Below are 18,548 nucleotides of genomic sequence, written 5' to 3' on the forward strand. Positions count from 1 at the left end.
AAGAGTAACGGCGGTGCGCGCCGGAGTCCGTCCTCCCCGGCGCGCACCGCCCGTCCCGGTCACCGGGAGGTGCGCGGGTCCCACTGGAAGGAGCGCAGCAGGACGACCATGACCGCGGTCCAGGCGGCCAGGACGAGCAGGGAGGGCGCGGCCGCCAGCCACAGGTCCAGGCCCGTGGCCCGTTCGGCGCCGTCGACCCCGCCGAAGAGGTCGTAGCCGAAGTAGGCGGACTGGGCCACCTCGATGGCCGGGACCATCGGCAGGAGGCCGAGAGCGAGCGCCACTCCGTCGGGCAGGATCTCCAGCGGGACGAAGAAGCCGCTGACCGCGAGCAGGAGCAGGAACGGCACCATCGAGATCATCTGCGCGCTCTCGGCGTTGCGCGCGAACCGGGTGATGAACGCGCCCAGCAGCGACATGACAACGGTGATCAGCACGATGGACAGCACCAGCAGGACCGGGGCGGTCGGCAGTGTGCTCTCCGTCGCGCCCAGGAAGGCCACGACCGCCGCGGACTGCACCGCGACGACGCCGAGCACCGACAGGGTCGTGGCGCCGAACAGCGCCACCGGGGGCACCCCCGAGACCCGGAAGCGCTTGAGCACCAGTTGCTCACGGCGCGCCGCGTAGACGTTGGAGACGTGCGCCACGCCGACCGTCATCGCGGCCAGCGCGAAGAACCGGGTGAGCGACAGCGCCGCGGTGTCCACGCCGGGCAGCACCTCGGTGGGCTCGCCGACGGCGAGGGGAAGCAGGAAGATCGCGGGGAGCACCGCGACGTAGAGGGCCATCCGGTACCGGTAGAAGAGGGTGAACTCGGTGCGGGTCAGGCGCAGGGTCTGCCGCAGGACGCTCACGGGGGCGCGCGGTGTCCGCGCGGTCGGGGCCGCGGACCGGGGGGTCGAGGTCGTCACAGGAGGTCTCCTTCGGGAGTTCAGTGGCCGGGCAGGTCGGCGAGGTCGCCGCTGGCGACGGAGAGGAACACGTCCTCCAGGGAGGCCGAGCGCAGCTCCAGCCGCTCCAGGGTGAGCGAACGCTCCTCGGCCCAGGCCAGCAGCGGGGCGAGCGCCCGGTGCGCGCGGGAGGCGACGTCGGACCCGGTGACCGTGTAGACCGCCCACGGGTCGCCCTCGCGGACGTCGATGGCGAGTTCGGCGTCGGGCAGCCGGGGCAGCTCCTCGGAGCGGATGTGGGCGGGGAGCCGGAAGCCGATCCGGTCGCCCCATCCGGCGACGACCTCGCTGGGCGTGCCCTCGACCCGGATCTCGCCCTGGTGCATGATGGCGAGCCGGTCGGCGAGCCGTTCCGCCTCCTCCAGGTAGTGGGTGGTGAGCAGCACCGCGACCCCCTCGGCCACCTGGCCGTTGATGATCTTCCAGGTCTCGCGGCGCATCTCCGGGTCCATGCCGGTGGTGGGCTCGTCCAGGAAGAGCACCTCGGGGCGGGTCAGGACGGCCAGCCCCAGGTCGAGGCGGCGCTTCTGTCCGCCCGACAGTCTGCGGACGGTGACCCCGGCCTTGTCGGCCAGGCTGACCATGTCCAGCACCGTGGCGGTGTCCAGCGGGTCGGCGGCCAGGTCCCGGGCCAGCTCGACGGTCTCGGCGACGGTGAGTTCCTCGAACACCCCGCTGTGCTGGAGCACCGCGTTGACGCGCGGACGCAGCGCGGCGGGCTGGCCGAACGGGTCGGTCCCGAAGACCCGGACCGACCCTCCGGAGGGTCGGCGGAACCCTTCGAGGGTTTCGACGGTGGTGGTCTTGCCCGCCCCGTTGGTGCCCAGGAGTGCGAAGAGCTCGCCGGGGGCGACCGTGAACGAGACGCCCCGGACGGCTTCGAAGTTCCCGTAGGACTGGCGCAGGTTCCGGACACTGACCGCGGCGGCGCCCTCATGGTGTGGCGTTGTCATGTCCTCAGGTTCACAGAACACGGCGGGGCGGGGCAGACGCGGCCGTCACCGGACGGCCGTGAGGAATCCACGGCCCCGGCATGATGACCGTCATGCCGGGGCCGGAGCGTCCCGGTTCAGCAGCGGTGCGACGGCAGCGCCAGGCCGATGTGCTCCCCGATCTCCTCGAGCAGGCCCTGGTCGGCCAGCCGGAAGGAGTTGCGGTTGCTGCGGCGGATCAGCGTGAGGGCGCCGCCCACCCCCTGGCTGCCGTGGAGGGGCACGCTCAGCAGAGAGCCCGCGTTCAGGGCGCTCAGCACCGGTATGCCGCCGGGTGTGCGGCCGAGCAGCGTCTCGTCGTCGATGAGCTGCCGCAGCACGGCCTTGCCCTGGGCGAGGACGGAGCGGGGGATCTCCGCGGCTCCCGCGTCGAGGGCGCGTACCAGTTCGCTCAACTCGGAGTTCGGCGGACCGGCCACGACGGCGCGCCGGACCCGGTCGGGACCGCCGGGTGCGTCGCACAGGTCGATGATCACCCAGTCGGCGTAGGAGTCGGCGAGCAGTTCGGCCGCCTTGTCGAGGACCAGCGGCGGGTGGTCGCCTCCCGGGCCCGCGCTGCGCAGCAGCAGTCTCGTCATCCGGGTCAGCACGTCCAGCCGGCGCGCGGCGAGCACCACCACCTGGTCCTCGACCTCGGTCTCCAGCGGTGCGGGACCGGAGTCCTCGCTGGTGCGCAGCGGAGGGGACATCGCCACCAGCAGCAGCGGATTGGGCTCGCTCGGCACGGTCAGCCGGCTCACGGTCAGCCGGACGTCCTCGACGTAGCCGCGCCGGGCCAACCGCGAGTCGAACGACACGGTCTCCCCGCTCTGCAGCACGGCCGCCTGCCAACTGCGCATGGCCGCGCGCGACCGCAGGTCCACGAAGATCGAGAACGGTTTGCCGGTCAGATAACCGGGGGTGCTGCCCAGCCGTTCCGCGCCTATGGCGTTGATCCTGCGGATGTAGCCTCCGTGGTCGAGCAGGACCACGGGGATGCTGAGTTCGTTGAACACGGCGCGCAACAGCGTCCGCTCGTCATCGCTGCGGCGGCTGGTGGCCGGGCCGATCAGGGCGGCCAACCGTTCCTCGCACTCCCGCAGCAGCCGCTCGGCGAACCCCAGTTCGGCGAGCGCGGCCTCGGCGGTCGTCGCGGCGTCGTCTGGATACATCACATGCGTGGCTCGCAGCGCGGCGACCCGGTCGTGCAGGTCCGCGATCGCGTGTTCCAACTTCGCGAGATGTTCCGGCAAGCTGACAGCTCCTGACTTGGTTCCGGAGGTTCCGGCAGAATCGACGCTAGCCCATGGAGCCGCACGCCGGAACGTCCCGCCTATTGGGAGCATCTTGCCGGGAACGCGGTTGAAACAGCAGCTAATTGCCCAAAAACGACAGGAATGACGTGCTGGTGCCTGCGGTAGCTACTGTGGAGTCAGCGGGCGGGAAACGCTGCCTCCCGCGTGGGGGAAAGGGGCCGGAGAGCGATGTGGGTCGAGCGGCTGGCACGGGACATCGGTGCGTTGGCCCAGAGCGTGGAGGGAACCCGCGACCGTGCGCTCGACCAGGTCAGTCTCCTGACGTCGCGGCATGTCCCGGGCTGTTCGGCGGCGCTCGTGGTGGTCTGGCGCGACACGCGTCCGGAGGAGCACGATCCCAACGCCGAACTGTGGGGGCGGCACGTCGTCGTGGACTACGCCGCGTCCCATTCCGACCTCGCCAAGGCGTTCGAGTACCAGTACACCACCGACCAGGGACCGACCGTCCACGCGGTGCGGGAGCGCAGCACGGTCGTCGTCGAGGACAGTCTCCGCGACGACCGGTGGCCGGCCTATACCAGCATGGCCGTGCAGTGCGGGGATCGGTCGTCGGTCACCTACCCGTGTGACCTGGACGGCGAGATCCTGACTTTCGGGGTGCACTCCTGTCGGGCGCGTCGGTTCGATCCCGAGGAGGTGGTTCCGCCGCTGGCGATGCTCGCCGAGCACACCGTGACCACTCTGCGCAGTCTCGGCCGTGACGCCGCCGCCGTGCGGGAGGCGGTACACATGCGCCGGGCCATGTCCGCCCGCACCGTCATCGACCAGGCCAAGGGGATCCTCATGCACGCTCGCGGGCTCACCTCCCAGCAGGCGTTCGACGAGTTGCGGCGGGTGGCCCAGCGCAACGGCATGAAGGTCGCCGACGTGGCCCGACGGCTGATGGCGGAGCAGGTCACGAGCAACGGTCACCGCCGGTGAGAGCCGCGGAAAGCGAACCGGTTCACCCCGGTAGCCCGGAAGAGGCGGCCTCCGTGCGGCCGCCGATTTTCCCGAAAGTGAGATCACTGAGAATGAGGATGTGCTGACGGTATCGGAGTGGTCAAAGCATAACTGTGAATCTGTTTCACATGAGGTTCTGGCGCTAAGGTTGCCGCAGGAAGCCCGGACTGGCGCCTCCTGCGCCCTCATTCCAGGAGTTGTGAGGTCCATCGGGTGCCGCGACAGCGCGGCGGTCAAGTAAGCGAGAGATGTGAGCGCGGAATTCGGCATTACGACCAGGACTGAGGGAGACGTGGTCGTGGTCACCCCCAAGGGGGACCTGGACGCCATCACCTCCCCTGCGCTGGCCAACGTGCTCGAGGGCTACCTCGGCACGGTGGAGCCCTGCCAGGGCGTCGTCGTGGACTTCTCGGAGGTGGAGTTCTGCGACTCCCGGTGCATCGGTGTGCTGGTCGCCAGCTACCGGCAGGCCCGGGACCGGGGCATCGGCATGGCCGTGGCCTCTCCCCGGGGAGCGGTGCAGCGGTTGTTCGTGATCGCGGGAATCGACCAGGTGATCACGATCGAGGAGGATCTGGGGCGCGCCGTCAAAGCGGTGGCCGCGGTCTAGGAGTCGGATGGGCGTGCCGGGGCGAGGCGGTCCTCCTCTCCCCGGGGCGCGCGTCCCCGGCCCCGTGGGCGGCCGCCGGGGAGACGCGGCTCACAGCCTGAAGTGCATACGCACCAGCGACCCCTCGGTGCCGCCGCGCACCTCCATGAAGTCGCACATCTGACGGGTGATCCACAGGCCGTATCCGCGTGTGCTCAACTCGTTGCTCGTCCGGTAGCCGCTGAGCGGGTCGGTCAACTGTCCGGCCTCGTCGAACACGTCGCAGACGATCCGCCCGTCCTGGCGCCACAGGGTGACCGCTCCCTTGCCCGCCCCGTGCTCCAGTACGTTCGCGACCAGTTCGTTGACCGCCACCACCAGGTCGTTCGCCAACACGCCGGGAACCTCCAGCCGATCGGCGAGCCGGGCCACCTCGTCGCGTACCGCGGGAAGGTCAGCGGAGATCCTGACCCGGTGCACCGGCTCCTGGGGTGGCGGCAGGGGATGGGCGGCGACCTCCGCCCCCAACTCCTCGGGGTCGCGGTAGCGAAGGCCGGGACGGCGGCCGTTGTCGGTGATCACCGTGGGGTGGGTGTGCCACACTCCGTCCCGGACCGGTCCGGACAACCGGCGGGCGTCGTGCACGCACAACAGTTGGATCGGGTGGCGGGCCAGTGCCATGTTCAGCACCGAGTCCAGCAGGCGCCACTCGCGCAGGGCCAGCGGGTCCTCCTCCGGCAGGGGCGGCTGGCCCACGACGGTGAGCCGACGCCCGGGGGCGGAGTTCGCGAGTCGGCGCAGTGCGGCCAGAGTCCGCCCCGGTGTGCTGTAGAAGGACGACCGGGACAGGAACTCCACGTCCTGCCGCAGCGGAGGGGACAGGCCCGTGCGCAGGGCCTTCTCCTCGTCCTCGCCGAGGGCGACAAGGACGCGGTCCCCTCCGCTCACCGCGGCCCGGACCATCGGCACGACCAGGGCGGTCAGCCCGTGGAGGGAATGGGAGACCAGGCCGGTGTGGACGAACTCCACAGGCCGGGTCTCCTTCTTCTCGATCCGCGCTGTCATGCCATTGTCCGGTGCCGGTACCTCTCTTCCGAGAACGGCTGGTGGTTCTGTGTCGTACCTGGGGCTACTATGCATCATCCCCGGCGGCGAGGGGCATACCGGGTGCCGTCGGCAGCAGCCGACTGTAGACCCGCTCGGTCTCCGCCGCCACCCGGGGCCACTTGAAGCGGGAGACGGCGCGGTCGGTGCCGGCGATTCCGTAGGCGGTGCGCTGGGTGGTGTCGGACGCCAGTTGGCGCAGGGCACGGGCCAGCGCCTCGGGGCGGGACGAACGGAGCAGCACACCGGTGGTGCCGTCGACCATGGCGCCGGTCACACTGCCGACCGCGCGCGCCACGACCGGAAGCCCGCAGGACATGGCCTCCAGGACGGCCCCGCCGTAGGGATCGTAGGCGGTGGTGGACACGAACACGTCGGCCGACCGCAGCAGCCGGGGAAGTTCCCTGCGGCTGACCGCTCCGGTGAGGGTGACGCGGTCGTTGACCCCCGCCTCCTTGGCGCGCCGCTCCAGCCGGTTGGCGTCCGGGTCGATCGCCAGGTGTTCGGTGTCGGGGCCGCCGACGATGAGCAGTTCCCCGTCGGGCACCCGCGTCATCATGTCGACCAGCGCGTCGGCCCCGCCCAGCGGGTCCAGTCGGGTGACGGCGATGATCCGCAACTGCTGGTCGGTGGTGGAGCGTCGACGCTGCCACGGCCCGTGGGCGCTCCCCTCGGCGGTGAAGTGATCGACGTCCACCCCGTAGGGGACGACGCTGACATGGCCGCGCGGCACTCCCATCCGGGCCAGTTCGAAGTGCTGGTCGGCGGAGTTGACCAGCACCGCTCCGGCGCGCTGGGCCAGGGCGGCCTCGAGTCGGACCCGTTGGGGGCTGGCGGGCAGGCCCACGCGCTGTTCGCTGATGCCCAGCGAGTGGAAGGTCTGTACGACGGGGATGTTGTGTTCACGGTCGCGCGTGGCGGCCAGCGCCGCCAGTCCACTGCTCCAGCCGAACGCGTGCACGACGTCGGGGACGTCGGCGCGGAGCAGGTCGGTCAGTCCCCGGGCGAAGGCGCCGGTGTGCTCCGGGTACTCCTCCTCCCGCAGCGGCCGCTGGGGACCCGAGACCACGGGTTCGACGGCCACGCCGCGTCCCATGCGGGTGCGTTCACTGATCCGCGGATCGGTACACCGTGTGTAGACGGTGACCCGGTGCCCCATCCGGGCCAGGTTGCGGGCCAGATGGCACAGGTGCAGGCTCTCACCGTCGGTGGGCTCACCCTTGTGTGCGGGGATCGGGGTGGCGTGCTCAGAGACTAGGGCGATCTTCACGTGCGACTCCTCATCGATGGCGGCCTGGCATGCCTGGTCTTCACTGCCATGCGGCGATGACGAAGAGACCCGTGCCGGGCAGAACACGGGAAGGGCATGCTGACAGGAGCCCGGACGGGCGATGACTCGTGCGGTGGAACGAGAAAACAGAAGAGGGCAGACGCATACGGATCACACCTTTGGCCATTGGGAGAAACACAAAAAGCGCTCGTCCAGAACCACTGGCCACAGCCAGGTGCGAGCGCACAAAGGCGAAGGTGTGTCTGCGTCTTAGACACCCAACGCCGGTAATTCTGCCAGATGAGAGGGGGAGCGACAACCCCTGGCGATGCTCCTCCGGGCGGAGCGGCTCGATGGAGCCCGTGTTTGTCCTGTTCAGAGGAGGGCACGCGCTTTGGGAAGGTAACGACGGCAGGAATTGGAAGGCAGGAGGGTTCATGGAGCGGTGGCTTCCGGCCTGGTTCCGGACGGTGACTACTGAGCCGGTAGGCGCCGACCCGATCCCCGAATACGTGGGCACGGGGCGACTACGGGACAGACGGGCTCTGGTGGTGGGACGTTTCGCCCCCGAAGAAGGAGTGGGAAGGGTGGTCGCCGCGACCCTGGCCAAGGAGGGCGCGGCGGTCGCGGTGGCCGGACCCGGAACGGCCGCCGAGAGCACGGACCGGTCCCGTGCTCGGGAGGGGTGGACAACCGTGCCGCACACCGGACCCGAGGTACTGGCCACCGCCGCTCTGCTGGCCGATCTGGGCGCGCACACGCTGCCGCTGCGCTGCGAACTGGACGACGAGGACGCCTGCCGCAGGGCGGTGGCCTACACGGCGCTGGAGTTCGGCGGTGTCGACCTGCTGGTGACCTGCGGCGACTCCCTTCCGCCCAGCGAGACGGTGGCGGAGGTCGACACGCCGGGGCTGGAGAACTGTCTGCGCACCTCCGTCATGGCGACGTTCTGGCTGGTCCAGGCGTCCGCGGTGTACATGCCGAAGGGGGCGGCGATGGTGGTGACCTCCCACAGCACGGGGCGTCGCGGCTCCGCGGGACGCGTGGGACACGCGGCGGGAGCGGCGGGGGTGATGAGCCTGGCGCGCTCGCTCGCCGCGCCGATGCGGGAACGTGGCATCGCGATCAACTGCCTGGTCTGCGACGGGGCGGAGGACCCCTACCAGACGGCCCGGGCCTACCTCGACCTGGCGACCGCGGCTCCGGGGGCGGACACCGGAGCGGTGCTCGCCGTCCCGAAGGCACGGCGTCCGCTGTAGCGGAGGCGCCGGGCGGCCGACGACACGCTCCGCCGGGAGGGAATGGGACGCCCCGAAGCGGCGAGAAACCGGAAAACATCCTCCAAAGGGGTGAACCACCGTGTCCGGTCGGGCATCACACCACCCGTAGGGAGCTGAGCGGCCCCGCGGGTCCCGCACTCTTCCGGGTGGGGCACCGCCGGACAGTACGCCGGCCGGAGGCGGCGAGGAGGACGGCGATGTCCCGGGGAGTGGTGGAGCACCACCGGAGGGACGAGACCACAGAGGTAACCGGTGTCGGGGGACTGCGCACCAACGCGATTTCCGCCATGATGGACACGGATTTTGACCACGGCCGACCGTCCATCGGTACGGTTACATGATCAACGCGCCTCGGCTGCCGTCCGGTTGAGGCGCCGCTTGGCACTGTTCGGCTGTCAATGCCGATGAACAGGAGGTAGGGCGCATGGGTGTGGCTCGTGGGGCAGTCGAGGTCACGGTCCTCACGCACAGAGGCGCTGTCCGCCAGGCCAATGAGGACGCCGTGGTCATGGGCGCGCTCACGGTCGCGGGCGCCGAGATGAACGCACCGGCACACTGCTGGCTGCCCATAGCTGACCCCGTCATCATCGCGGTCGCCGACGGCCTGGGAGGGCACGCCGCGGGAGAGATCGCCTCTGAGCACGCGGTGCATCGAATGGCCGAGAGCGGCCCCCAGTTGACCGGTCCCGACTCGGTGGACCTGCTGCTCAAACACATCGACGACGAGATCAAGGAGCACGCCGGCCAGCACGTGGAGTTCTCGGGGATGGGCACCACGGTCGCGGGAGTGCTGCTGACCCCCGACGCGAACTACTGGTTCAACGTCGGCGACTCCCGCACCTACCGGCTGCAGGACTCCCGGCTGATCCAACTGTCGGAGGACGACTCCCCGGTGCTGCCGCCCTCGGAGGACGGCCGTCCGGTCACGACGAACTACATCACCCAGTCGCTGGGCGGCAGCGGAAACACCGCCATGGTCCCGCACGTGGGCCAGGACACCGAGCCGGGACCGGGCGCCTGGCTGATGTGCAGTGACGGGCTCTCCGACCTCGTCTCGCTGGAGGAGATGGAGCGCATCATCGCCGAGGCCGGCGACGACAACATCGCCGTCTACAACCTGTGGAAAGCGGCGATGAACGCCTCCGGGCGGGACAACATCAGCATCCTGCTGGTGCGCCGCCACTCCTGACCGTCACCTCGCCGCACCGAGGACACCCCCTCCGACGGGGACGGGAGGGGGCGTCTCCCGGGATCACTCCCCTGAGCCGGAGCGGCGACGCAGCCGGATGACGATGATGGCGATCACCGCGATTCCGCCGATGGCCACGAGGACGCCCAGAACCGGCGCGAAGGGCCCGGCGAGTGACCGGAGGTCCGTGGCGGCCTCCTCCTCGACGGAGTCGGCGGGTTCCGTCTCCGCTTCCTCTGCGGTGGGCTGAGCTTCGGCGGTGGGCCGGGCCTCGGCGGGGTCGGGGAGAGCGGACTCGTCCAGAGTGAAGGTCAGGGTGTCCGACAGCGGGTGGCCGTCCGCGGAGACGATGCGGTACTCGATGGTGTACTCGCCGGGTTGGGACAGTGGGGCGAGCGCGACGGAGGCCGTCGGACCGTCGACGGAGATCTCGCCCTCGGCGTGGTCGACGCCGTCGGGGCCGGTCACCACGATCCCGTTGCCGCCCTCGATGACGTCGTCGTTGAAGGTCAGCACCACCTCCTCGGGAAGGGCGTCGAGCGTGGCTCCGTCCTTGGGAGACGAGGAGATCAGGGTGTTGTGCGCCTGCGCGGCGGGAGCGAGTCCGACCGACAGCAGCAGTGTGAGGGTGAGACACGTCAGCAGTGCGCCGAGGAGGCTTCGGGAGGACGGGGCGGATGTGGCTGGCATCGTCGGGACCTTCCTGGTGTCTTCTCGAGGGGACGCGGAGTGCGCGTGGGGGCCGTGCGGCACTCCGCCGAGTGGTGTCCGTCACCTTCGAAGCTACCCGGTCACCCAGTGTGATACCCCGGTACGGGACCGGTCGCGCAAAAGCCGCCGGGCCTGACTCCCGGCGGCTTCCGCGCGACCTCCGAGGGATTCAGCTCGCCGCTGGCAGCAGTTCCCTGCGCAGGTAGCGGCGCTCCTCGGGGGTGGTCGCCCCCCATACCCCGTGCGCCTCACCGGCTCGCAGCGCCCACCGCAGGCATTCTTGGCGAACAGCGCAGCTGCGGCAGATGGCCTTGGCGAGTTCCACGGTTTCGCGTCCGGGGCCGGTCGTGCTCACCGGAAAGAAGAGCTCAGGGTCGTAGTTGCGACATGCTCCCTGCCGGACCCAGTCTTCGCTCTCGTGGTAAAGGCGGTTCACCAGGCGCCTCCGATCCCTGGCTCGTGGCTCTGACTCCCCCCGGCGAAAGTGTCGGGGACCGTGGCCCTGTCGCGGGTGTGTCGTTGGACGGCTGACTCCGCGGGCCGTTGTGCGGCTGTTGTCGCCGTACGTGACCGAGGAACCCGTCCGTGCGGCGACAGGTGTGAAGACGACTCAGCGCCTCTCGACCGATTGTAGTACTACGCATAGTCGTACTACGCAAAGTCCGAGAAAATTTCCCCCAAGCGTCACAGAAGTGCAACCATGTGCGTCGTCTCCTGTGGCGGGGCGACGGACCGCGGGCGGCCCGGTGTCCGCGGTCCGCCGCGGCGGGGACCCCGGTTCCTGATTGATTGGCCCTTTGCACCGAATTCATGTGACCTAAGTCACCCTTAAAGTTCTCTTGGATTTCTCTCAGGTTCGCGTGTGCCACGCGCAGCCTGACGAGAGGCGGTTCACACGGCAGGGGGCCGCGGAGTCGGGGATGCTCCCCGGTATCCCCTGGTGAGCAGTCGAAGAGAGAAGGCGGCAGGGGTCGCTTCGGCGAGGGGACCCGGTGGCGCAAAGTAGCGGCCGCGAGCAAAGAGTCCTGTCCTACCCGATGGAAACATCGCTGAAACATATGTCGCGCTTGGCGCGAAAATCCTGCTCAGAAACGTTCGCTAGGGTCCTACGACGTGCTTGGACGAAAAACACCAGCGACCGATCGACATAGTACGGACACTGATTGTAAGCATTCGGCTGTGTCATCCGACGACAGCGACGTGACCCTGGAACCGCCCTCCCTCGACGACGGGCGGCATCTCTGGCAGTTGGCCCGCGGCTCCGGCCTGGACGTGAACTCGCCCTACGCGTACGTCCTGTGGTGCCGCGACTTCGCCGCCACCTCGCTGGTGGCCCGTGACGACACGGGTGCGCTGCGTGGATTCGTCACCGGCTACGTGCGCCCCGAAGCACCCGACACCTACTTCCTGTGGCAGGTCGCGGTGGACTCCGCGTTCCGCGGCCGCCGCCTGGCCCGCAGAATGCTCGACCGTATCGGCTCCCGCCTCGTCGAGCGCGGCGTCCACTACCTCGAAGCCACGGTCACCCCCGACAACACGGCGTCGCGGGCGCTGTTCGCCTCGTTCGCCCGCGACCGGTCGGCCCCACTCTCCTGGACACCGCTCTTCGAGCGCGCGCACTTTCCCTCGGACGTCCCCGAACCGCACGACCCGGAGGATCTGGTCCGCATCGGCCCGCTGCGCTGACCGCGCCGGCCGACCCATGCCTTGACACCAAGGAGATCAAGGAGAATCCCATGCTGGAAACCTTCTCCCACCTCGAGTCCGAAGTCCGCAGCTACTGCCGGGGATGGCCCACCCTCTTCGACAAGGCGCGCGGCAGCCACGTCTACGACGACTCCGGCCGCGACTACCTCGACTTCTTCGCCGGAGCCGGATCGCTCAACTACGGTCACAACAACCCGCGCCTCAAGGCCGCACTGCTCGACTACCTGAGCGGTGACTCCGTCGTCCACAGCCTGGACGCCTACACCGTCGCCAAACGCGACTTCCTCACCACCTTCGAGGAGGTGATCCTCAAACCCCGGGGGTTGGACTACAAGGTGCAGTTCCCCGGCCCCGCGGGCAACAACGCCGTCGAGGCCGCACTCAAACTCGCCCGCAAGATCACCGGGCGTGAGACCATCGTCAGCTTCACCAACGGCTTCCACGGCATGACCCTGGGGGCGCTCGCCGTCACCGGCAACTCCATGAAGCGCGGCGGTGCGGGCGTTCCGCTCAACCACGCCGCCACCATGCCGTTCGACAACTACATGGACGGCAAGACCCCCGACTTCCTCTGGCTGCGCAGCCTGCTGGAGGACAGCGGAAGCGGCCTGGACAAGCCCGCCGCCGTCATCGTGGAGACCGTCCAGGGCGAGGGCGGCATCAACGTGGCCAGCACCAAGTGGCTGCGCGGCCTGGCCGAACTGTGCCAGGAGTACGACATCCTGCTCATCGTCGACGACATCCAGATGGGGTGCGGCCGCACCGGCCCGTTCTTCAGCTTCGAGGAGGCCGGGATCGTCCCCGACATCGTCACCCTGTCCAAGTCGATCAGCGGCTACGGTCTCCCGCTGGCGCTGACCCTGTTCAAGCGGGAACTGGACGTGTGGGAGCCCGGCGAGCACAACGGCACCTTCCGAGGCTTCAACCCGGCCTTCGTGACCGGCACCGTGGCGCTCAACGCCTACTGGCGCGACGAGGTCTTCCAGAAGGAGACCCTCGCCAAGGGTGACCTCGTCGGCGAGCGCCTCGGCGCGATCGCCGACGAGCACGCCGAGGCCGGGGTGAGCACGCGGGGCCGGGGCATGGCGCGCGGCCTGGTGCTGCCCAACGAGGGTGAGGCCAAGCAGGTGTGCGCCGAGGCGTTCGAGCGCGGCCTGCTCATGGAGACCTCCGGACCCCAGGACGAGGTCGCCAAACTGCTGCCGCCGCTGACCACCTCCGTCGCCGAACTGGAGGAGGGGCTGGAGATTCTGGCCGAGTCGGTGCGCGCGGCGGTCAAGACGCCGCAACCTGCCTGACCTGCCGCTTCCGACGGGGAAATCCCGGCGGACCTGTCTGGCGGTCCACCACCGGGTGATCAGGGCGGCGGTCCCGTGGCGTCCCGTCTCCTTGCATATGCAGTTGCATATGCGCTGCCAGGAGAGACGGGAAGCGTCCACCGGGGCCGCCGCCTTCCGAGGGTGAGGCACCGCCAACAGCACGGATCGAAAGGAAACCACCGCATGATCGTGCGCAGCCTGGACGACATCGACGGCACCGACGCCGATGTCGTCACGGAGAACTGGCGCAGCCGCCGCATCGTCCTGGCCCGGGACGGTGTCGGCTTCTCGTTCCACGAGACCGTTCTGTACGCGGGCACCGAGACGTCGATGTGGTACGCCAACCACATCGAGCTGGTGCACTGCATCGAGGGCGAGGCCGAGGTCACCAATGACGAGACCGGCGAGACATTCCTGATCAAGCCCGGCATGCTCTATCTGCTTGACGGGCATGAGCACCACACGGTCCGGCCCAAGACCGACTTCCGGGTGCTGTGTGTGTTCAACCCGCCGGTCACCGGCCGCGAGGTGCACGACGAGAACGGCGTCTACCCGTTGCTCACCGAGGAGCCCGCGACTGCCGAGTAGTCCGTGGGGCTTCGTGCACATCGAACCGTTCGCAGACAAGGAGAGAACCCGTTAGGGGGAATCGAGATGACTGCCCTGACCACCGACACCGCACGATCGGTCGCCGACGACTATCCCACCCGCAAGACGCCTGAGCCCGCCCTGCTCTATCGCAGGGACCCGGTCGTCTGGGGGGACAACGACGGACCGATCGACAAGGAGACCCTCGACAGCTACGAGGCCAAGGGCTACCTGCAGGTCGAGCAGTTGCTCACCGGCGACGAGCTGGCCGCCTGCAAAGCCGAGCTCGAACGGTTGAGCGCCGACGAGGAACTCAAGAGCGACGAACGTGTCGTGGTCGAGCGCACCTCCAAGGAGGTCCGCTCCATCTTCGACGTGCACAAGATCAGTGGGCTCTTCGCCGACCTGGTGCGCGACCCGCGCGTGGTGGGTCGGGCCCGCCAGATCCTCGGCTCCGACGTCTACGTGCACCAGAGCCGGATCAACTACAAGCCGGGCTTCGGCGGCGGCGACTTCTACTGGCACTCCGACTTCGAGACCTGGCACGCCGAGGACGGAATGCCGAAGCCGCGTGCCACCAGCATCTCCATCGCGCTCACCGAGAACTACGTCCACAACGGGGCGCTGATGATCATGCCCGGTGCGCACAAGACATTCGTCTCGTGCGTGGGGGAGACCCCCGCCGACCACTACCGGGAGTCGCTGAAGAAGCAGGAGATCGGCGTTCCCGACCAGAACAGCCTGACGATCCTGGCGGAGAAGCACGGCATCGACGTGCTCACCGGACCGGCGGGCGGCGCGATCATGTTCGACTGCAACTGCATGCACGGGTCGGGCGGCAACATCACGCCGTTCCCCCGGTCGAACATCTTCATCGTGTTCAACAGCGTCGAGAACACCTGCGTGGAGCCGTTCTCCGCGCCGCGGCCGCGCCCGGACTTCCTGGGCTCGCGTGACTTCACGCCCGTGAGGTGACCGTGGGCGGCGTCCCGCCTCTCCCCGGGCGGGACGCCGCGATCAGGGCACGTGAGAGCCGGGATTCGGTTACGAATCCCGGTTCGTTGGATTAACACCCCCGCCCCCTGGGCATGGCAGCCAAAAATTTTCTGACATTTCACCCCTCATCCGAAATGTCGGATGCGGGATCGGCCTCACGAGGGCGGTCCCGCCAGAAGATACACACCCCCCATCAGAACGCCGGCCACAACACCCCTCCGGCGTTCACGAACAGGAGCAAGACACCATGACGGATCACAGATCTCTGGACCGCCGCGGCCTCTTCCGGGTCGGAGGGATCGGACTGGCCGCGGTCGCGCTGGGCCCCACCCTGGCCGCCTGCTCCCGCACCGAGGACATCGTGACCCTCGACAGCCTGCGGGAGCAGGGCTACATCCGGGTCGCGATCAACAACGAGGCGCCGTTCGGCTACATCGGCGACGACGGAGAGGTGACCGGCTCCTCCCCCGAACTGCTCCGCGCGATCTTCACGGAACTGGGCGTCGAGGATGTCCGGGCCGAGTCGGTGGCCTGGGACGGACTCATCCCCGGCCTGAAGGCCAAGCGGTTCGACGCGGTGGCGGCCGGGATGTACATCACCCCGGAGCGGTGCGCCGAGATCGCGTTCGCCGAACCGACCTACCGGGTGCTGCAGGCGTTCCTCGTCCCCTCCGGCAACCCCGACGGACTGAGCACCTTCGACGACATCGCCGCCAACCCCGACGTCACGGTGGCCGTGCTCAACGCCTCGGTCGAGCAGGGCTACGCCGAGGGCGCGGGCGTGCCCGCCGACCAGATCGAGACGGTCGACAACCAGGTCAGCGCCTACGAGCTGCTGCAGAACGGCCGGGTCGACGCGGTCGCGCTGAGCACCCTCTCGCTCAACCGGATCCTGGAGCAGCGCGACGGCGACTTCGAGGTCACCGAGGGGTTCATCCCTGTGGTGGACGGCGAGGAGGTCACCCCCGCCGGCGGTCTGGCCTTCCGCCAGGGCGACACCGAGCTCCTCGACGAGGTCAACCGGGTGCTCGCCGAGTTCAAGGAGAGCGGACGACTCCTGGAGATCATCGAGCCGTTCGGCTTCACCGAGCAGGAACTCCCGGGCGACCTGACCACCGAGCAGCTCTGCCAGGCCTGACGGACGGCAGCCCGACGTGGAGTTCTTCATAGACCGGCTCCCGCTCTACCTGAGCGGGGCCGGAACCACCCTCACGATCACCCTGCTGGGGGCCGTGCTCGCCTTCGTCCTCGCCATGGTCATCGGCACGCTCGGAACCCTGCGCAACCCCGCCGCCCGCGGCTTCGCCACGTTCTACACCGAGACGTTCCGCGGAGTGGCCGCGCTGATCCTGATGTACTGGATGGCGTTCGCGGTTCCCCAGATCACGCCGTACGAGATCGACCCGATGTTCGCCGCGGTGCTGGCTCTGGGCCTCAACATCGGCGCCTACGGGGCCGAGGTGGTGCGGGCCGCGATCAACGCGGTGCCCAAGGCGCAGATCGAGGCGACCGTCGCGCTCAGCATGTCGTGGTGGCGGCGCATGCGGTCGGTGGTCCTGCCGCAGGCGTGGGCGCAGATGCTGCCCACCTTCGGCAACCTGATCATCGAACTGATGAAGGCGACCGCCATCGTGTCGCTGATCGGCGTCGCCGACCTGACGCGGATCGCCCAGGAGCAGCGGACCGCCACCGGTGAGACCATCCTGGCCTTCAGCGGCGCCCTGGTCGTCTACTTCGTGATCGCCCAGGTGCTGATCCTGGGCATGCGGCTGCTGGAACGCCGGGCCAACCGGAGGCTGGGACGGCCCACCGAGAGCGGCTTCCTGGCCCTGCTGCGGCCCCCGCCCGTCAACGCGATCGGAGGTGGCCGCCAGTGACCTGGGACTGGGAGTTCACCGGGAGGATCATCCCGGACCTGCTCGACGGCCTGGTCGTCACCGTCCAGGCCACCCTCGTGGGCTACGTGCTGGCGCTCGCCCTGGGACTGGCCGTGGCGATGGTGCGCCGTGTCCCGGTGATCGGCTCCGTGGTGTTCGTGGCCATGGAGTTCGTCCGCTGCACCCCGCTGCTGGTGCAACTGGTCTTCGTGTTCTTCCTCGCTCCGAGCTACCTGTCGGCGTTCACGATCGGCGTCGTGGTGCTGGGCGTGCACTACGCCGCCTACACCGCCGAGGTGTACCGCTCGGGGATCGAGGGTGTACCGCCGGGACAGTGGGAGGCGTGCCGGGCGCTGAGCCTGCCCCGGTACCGGACCTGGGGCGCGGTGGTGCTGCCGCAGGCCATCCGCAAGGTGATCCCCGCACTCGGCAACTACCTGATCGCCATGTTCAAGGACACCCCCCTGCTGTTCGCGATCACGGTCGGCGAACTGATGTACCAGGCGTCCCGGATCGGCGGGGTGTACTTCCGCTACCTGGAGGCGATGACCCTGGTCGGCCTGTTCTTCCTCCTGGTGAGCGTGCCATCGGCCGTTCTCATCCGACGACTGGAGCGACGCTATGCCGCAGTCTGACCCCTCTCCCGGCGCCGGGTCCGGCGTCGGCGAACCGCTCATCCGCTTCGACAGGGTGGTCAAGCGGTTCGGTGACAACACCGTGCTCGACCACCTCGACTTCACCGTCGCCGCGGGCGAGCGGGTGACCCTCATCGGCCCCAGCGGCTCCGGCAAGACCACCATCCTGCGCCTGCTGATGACGTTGGAGCAGGTTACCGACGGCGTCATCTGGATCGGCGGCGAACCGCTCAGCCACATGCGCAAGGGCGGCCGCCTGGTCCGGGCCGGCGAGAGGCACCAGCGCCAGGTGCGCAAGCAGATCGGCATGGTGTTCCAGCAGTTCAACCTGTTCCCGAACATGACCGTCCGGCAGAACATCACCGAGGGACCCGTCCACAGCCTGGGGGTGCCCAAGGCCGAGGCCAACAGGCGGGCCGAGGAACTGCTGGAGATGGTCGACCTGTCCGACAAGATCGACGCCCACCCCACGCAGTTGTCCGGCGGCCAGCAGCAGCGGGTCGCCATCGCGCGGGCGCTGGCCATGAGCCCGAAGATCCTGCTGCTGGACGAGGTCACCTCCGCGCTCGACCCCGAACTGGTCACCGGCGTCCTCGACGTGCTGCGCACCATCGCCGAGACCACCGACATCACGATGCTGTGCGTCACGCACGAGATGCAGTTCGCGCGGGACGTCTCGCACCGGGTGCTGATGTTCGACGGGGGGCGCATCGTCGAGGAGGGGCCGCCCGAGAAGATCTTCGGCGATCCCACCGAGGACCGCACCAAGGCCTTCCTGCACGCGGTCCTGGACTAGCCGGGACCACGGCACCGGCGGTGTCGGCGGCGTCGGGAGCGGAAGCGCGCCCGGCGCCGCCGACGTGTGCGCGTGCCGCCCCACCTCGCTCCCGGGACAGAAGGGCCGGTCGCTAGACTCTCCCTCCGGCGGAGGACGCGCCCGGCGCAGGCAATCCGGTCGGAATCCGGAGCGGTCGCGCCACTGTGGACGGGCCCCGGCCCGTGAGCCAGAAAACTCGCCGGACGCGCACACGGATCTCTACGGGACGCGTTATCCCAGGGAGGCGGCCATGACAGCACCGCGCACAACCGCAACGGACACGA

At 69.1% G+C, this 18,548-nt stretch carries 19 protein-coding genes; 12 read left to right on the forward strand and 7 right to left on the reverse strand.

The features are described from left to right. Window positions 1-59: 59 nt before the first annotated feature. The 3 genes from NI17_RS22065 to NI17_RS22075 all read right to left on the reverse strand — a co-directional run bounded on the left by NI17_RS22065 (window position 60) and on the right by NI17_RS22075 (window position 3,177). Window positions 60-914: an ABC transporter permease gene (locus NI17_RS22065; RefSeq protein ID WP_068690213.1), complete on the reverse strand. Its 855-nt coding sequence runs from the start codon at window positions 912-914 to the stop codon at window positions 60-62. 20 nt (window positions 915-934) lie between these two features. Then, window positions 935-1,906: an ABC transporter ATP-binding protein gene (locus NI17_RS22070; RefSeq protein WP_068690215.1), complete on the reverse strand. Its 972-nt coding sequence runs from the start codon at window positions 1,904-1,906 to the stop codon at window positions 935-937. 116 nt (window positions 1,907-2,022) lie between these two features. After that, entirely contained in the window at window positions 2,023-3,177 is a 1,155-nt protein-coding gene (locus NI17_RS22075; protein ID WP_068690217.1) for a GAF domain-containing protein, read from the reverse strand. Between the two features lie 231 nt (window positions 3,178-3,408). On the opposite strand from NI17_RS22075, the gene NI17_RS22080 reads away from it, so the two are divergent. Both NI17_RS22080 and NI17_RS22085 read left to right on the forward strand, forming a co-directional pair. After that, complete coding sequence (locus tag NI17_RS22080) at window positions 3,409-4,161, forward strand: ANTAR domain-containing response regulator (RefSeq protein ID WP_068690220.1); 753 nt, start codon at window positions 3,409-3,411, stop codon at window positions 4,159-4,161. A 271-nt stretch (window positions 4,162-4,432) separates the two neighbouring features. Next, complete coding sequence (locus NI17_RS22085) at window positions 4,433-4,792, forward strand: STAS domain-containing protein (RefSeq protein ID WP_084012532.1); 360 nt, start codon at window positions 4,433-4,435, stop codon at window positions 4,790-4,792. A gap of 90 nt (window positions 4,793-4,882) precedes the next feature. Here the strand turns inward: NI17_RS22085 and NI17_RS22090 are convergent, their stop codons facing one another. Both NI17_RS22090 and NI17_RS22095 read right to left on the reverse strand, forming a co-directional pair. After that, the gene (locus NI17_RS22090; RefSeq protein ID WP_170163078.1) at window positions 4,883-5,836 is read right to left on the reverse strand and encodes a sensor histidine kinase; all 954 of its coding nucleotides are present in this window, start codon (window positions 5,834-5,836) and stop codon (window positions 4,883-4,885) included. A gap of 67 nt (window positions 5,837-5,903) precedes the next feature. Continuing rightward, entirely contained in the window at window positions 5,904-7,145 is a 1,242-nt protein-coding gene (locus tag NI17_RS22095; RefSeq protein ID WP_068690222.1) for a glycosyltransferase, read from the reverse strand. 587 nt (window positions 7,146-7,732) lie between these two features. On the opposite strand from NI17_RS22095, the gene NI17_RS22100 reads away from it, so the two are divergent. Further along, window positions 7,733-8,404 (forward strand): SDR family oxidoreductase, encoded by a 672-nt coding sequence (locus NI17_RS22100; protein WP_068690224.1) that lies wholly within the window; start codon window positions 7,733-7,735, stop codon window positions 8,402-8,404. Between the two features lie 445 nt (window positions 8,405-8,849). Next, window positions 8,850-9,614 carry a PP2C family protein-serine/threonine phosphatase gene (locus NI17_RS22105; RefSeq protein ID WP_068690226.1) on the forward strand — a complete coding sequence of 255 codons (765 nt, stop codon included), beginning with the start codon at window positions 8,850-8,852 and terminating at the stop codon, window positions 9,612-9,614. Between the two features lie 63 nt (window positions 9,615-9,677). Here the strand turns inward: NI17_RS22105 and NI17_RS22110 are convergent, their stop codons facing one another. Both NI17_RS22110 and NI17_RS22115 read right to left on the reverse strand, forming a co-directional pair. Continuing rightward, on the reverse strand, window positions 9,678-10,304 hold the full coding sequence (locus NI17_RS22110; protein WP_068690228.1) for a copper resistance CopC family protein: 627 nt from the start codon (window positions 10,302-10,304) through the stop codon (window positions 9,678-9,680). Between the two features lie 190 nt (window positions 10,305-10,494). Continuing rightward, window positions 10,495-10,761 (reverse strand): WhiB family transcriptional regulator, encoded by a 267-nt coding sequence (locus tag NI17_RS22115; protein ID WP_084012535.1) that lies wholly within the window; start codon window positions 10,759-10,761, stop codon window positions 10,495-10,497. Between the two features lie 743 nt (window positions 10,762-11,504). Between NI17_RS22115 and ectA the strand changes: the two genes are divergently transcribed. From ectA to ehuA, 8 genes are all read left to right on the forward strand, one after another. Then, window positions 11,505-12,011 (forward strand): diaminobutyrate acetyltransferase, encoded by a 507-nt coding sequence (gene ectA / locus NI17_RS22120; protein ID WP_243597565.1) that lies wholly within the window; start codon window positions 11,505-11,507, stop codon window positions 12,009-12,011. 53 nt (window positions 12,012-12,064) lie between these two features. Continuing rightward, window positions 12,065-13,330, forward strand: coding sequence for a diaminobutyrate--2-oxoglutarate transaminase (gene ectB / locus NI17_RS22125; RefSeq protein ID WP_068690409.1), 1,266 nt, complete (start codon window positions 12,065-12,067; stop codon window positions 13,328-13,330). 204 nt (window positions 13,331-13,534) lie between these two features. Further along, window positions 13,535-13,939, forward strand: coding sequence for an ectoine synthase (locus NI17_RS22130; protein WP_068690230.1), 405 nt, complete (start codon window positions 13,535-13,537; stop codon window positions 13,937-13,939). Between the two features lie 66 nt (window positions 13,940-14,005). Continuing rightward, complete coding sequence (gene thpD / locus NI17_RS22135) at window positions 14,006-14,914, forward strand: ectoine hydroxylase (protein WP_068690232.1); 909 nt, start codon at window positions 14,006-14,008, stop codon at window positions 14,912-14,914. Between the two features lie 268 nt (window positions 14,915-15,182). After that, a complete protein-coding gene (gene ehuB / locus NI17_RS22140) occupies window positions 15,183-16,073 on the forward strand; it encodes an ectoine/hydroxyectoine ABC transporter substrate-binding protein EhuB (RefSeq protein ID WP_068690234.1) in 891 nt (296 codons plus the stop codon). Window positions 16,074-16,089: 16 nt separating this feature from the next. After that, window positions 16,090-16,812 carry an ectoine/hydroxyectoine ABC transporter permease subunit EhuC gene (gene ehuC, locus NI17_RS22145; RefSeq protein ID WP_068690236.1) on the forward strand — a complete coding sequence of 241 codons (723 nt, stop codon included), beginning with the start codon at window positions 16,090-16,092 and terminating at the stop codon, window positions 16,810-16,812. Then, window positions 16,809-17,447, forward strand: a complete 639-nt coding sequence (gene ehuD, locus NI17_RS22150; RefSeq protein ID WP_068690238.1) for an ectoine/hydroxyectoine ABC transporter permease subunit EhuD — start codon at window positions 16,809-16,811, stop codon at window positions 17,445-17,447. The genes ehuC and ehuD overlap by 4 nt, the downstream gene beginning before the upstream one ends. After that, window positions 17,434-18,243, forward strand: a complete 810-nt coding sequence (ehuA, locus tag NI17_RS22155) for an ectoine/hydroxyectoine ABC transporter ATP-binding protein EhuA (protein ID WP_068690241.1) — start codon at window positions 17,434-17,436, stop codon at window positions 18,241-18,243. Before ehuD ends, ehuA begins: the two co-directional genes overlap by 14 nt. Window positions 18,244-18,548 lie beyond the last annotated feature (305 nt).

The organism is Thermobifida halotolerans, assembly GCF_003574835.2.
GTDB classification, from domain to species: domain Bacteria; phylum Actinomycetota; class Actinomycetes; order Streptosporangiales; family Streptosporangiaceae; genus Thermobifida; species Thermobifida halotolerans.

Bases quoted from the DNA above. Each gene is read 5' to 3' on its own strand.
- NI17_RS22070 (WP_068690215.1), bottom strand. From the start codon at position 1,906: ATGACAACGCCACACCATGAGGGCGCCGCCGCGGTCAGTGTCCGGAAC.
- NI17_RS22080 (WP_068690220.1), top strand. From the start codon at position 3,409: ATGTGGGTCGAGCGGCTGGCACGGGACATCGGTGCGTTGGCCCAGAGC.
- NI17_RS22090 (WP_170163078.1), bottom strand. From the start codon at position 5,836: ATGACAGCGCGGATCGAGAAGAAGGAGACCCGGCCTGTGGAGTTCGTC.
- NI17_RS22105 (WP_068690226.1), top strand. From the start codon at position 8,850: ATGGGTGTGGCTCGTGGGGCAGTCGAGGTCACGGTCCTCACGCACAGA.
- NI17_RS22110 (WP_068690228.1), bottom strand. From the start codon at position 10,304: ATGCCAGCCACATCCGCCCCGTCCTCCCGAAGCCTCCTCGGCGCACTG.
- NI17_RS22130 (WP_068690230.1), top strand. From the start codon at position 13,535: ATGATCGTGCGCAGCCTGGACGACATCGACGGCACCGACGCCGATGTC.
- thpD (WP_068690232.1), top strand. From the start codon at position 14,006: ATGACTGCCCTGACCACCGACACCGCACGATCGGTCGCCGACGACTAT.
- ehuB (WP_068690234.1), top strand. From the start codon at position 15,183: ATGACGGATCACAGATCTCTGGACCGCCGCGGCCTCTTCCGGGTCGGA.
- ehuA (WP_068690241.1), top strand. From the start codon at position 17,434: ATGCCGCAGTCTGACCCCTCTCCCGGCGCCGGGTCCGGCGTCGGCGAA.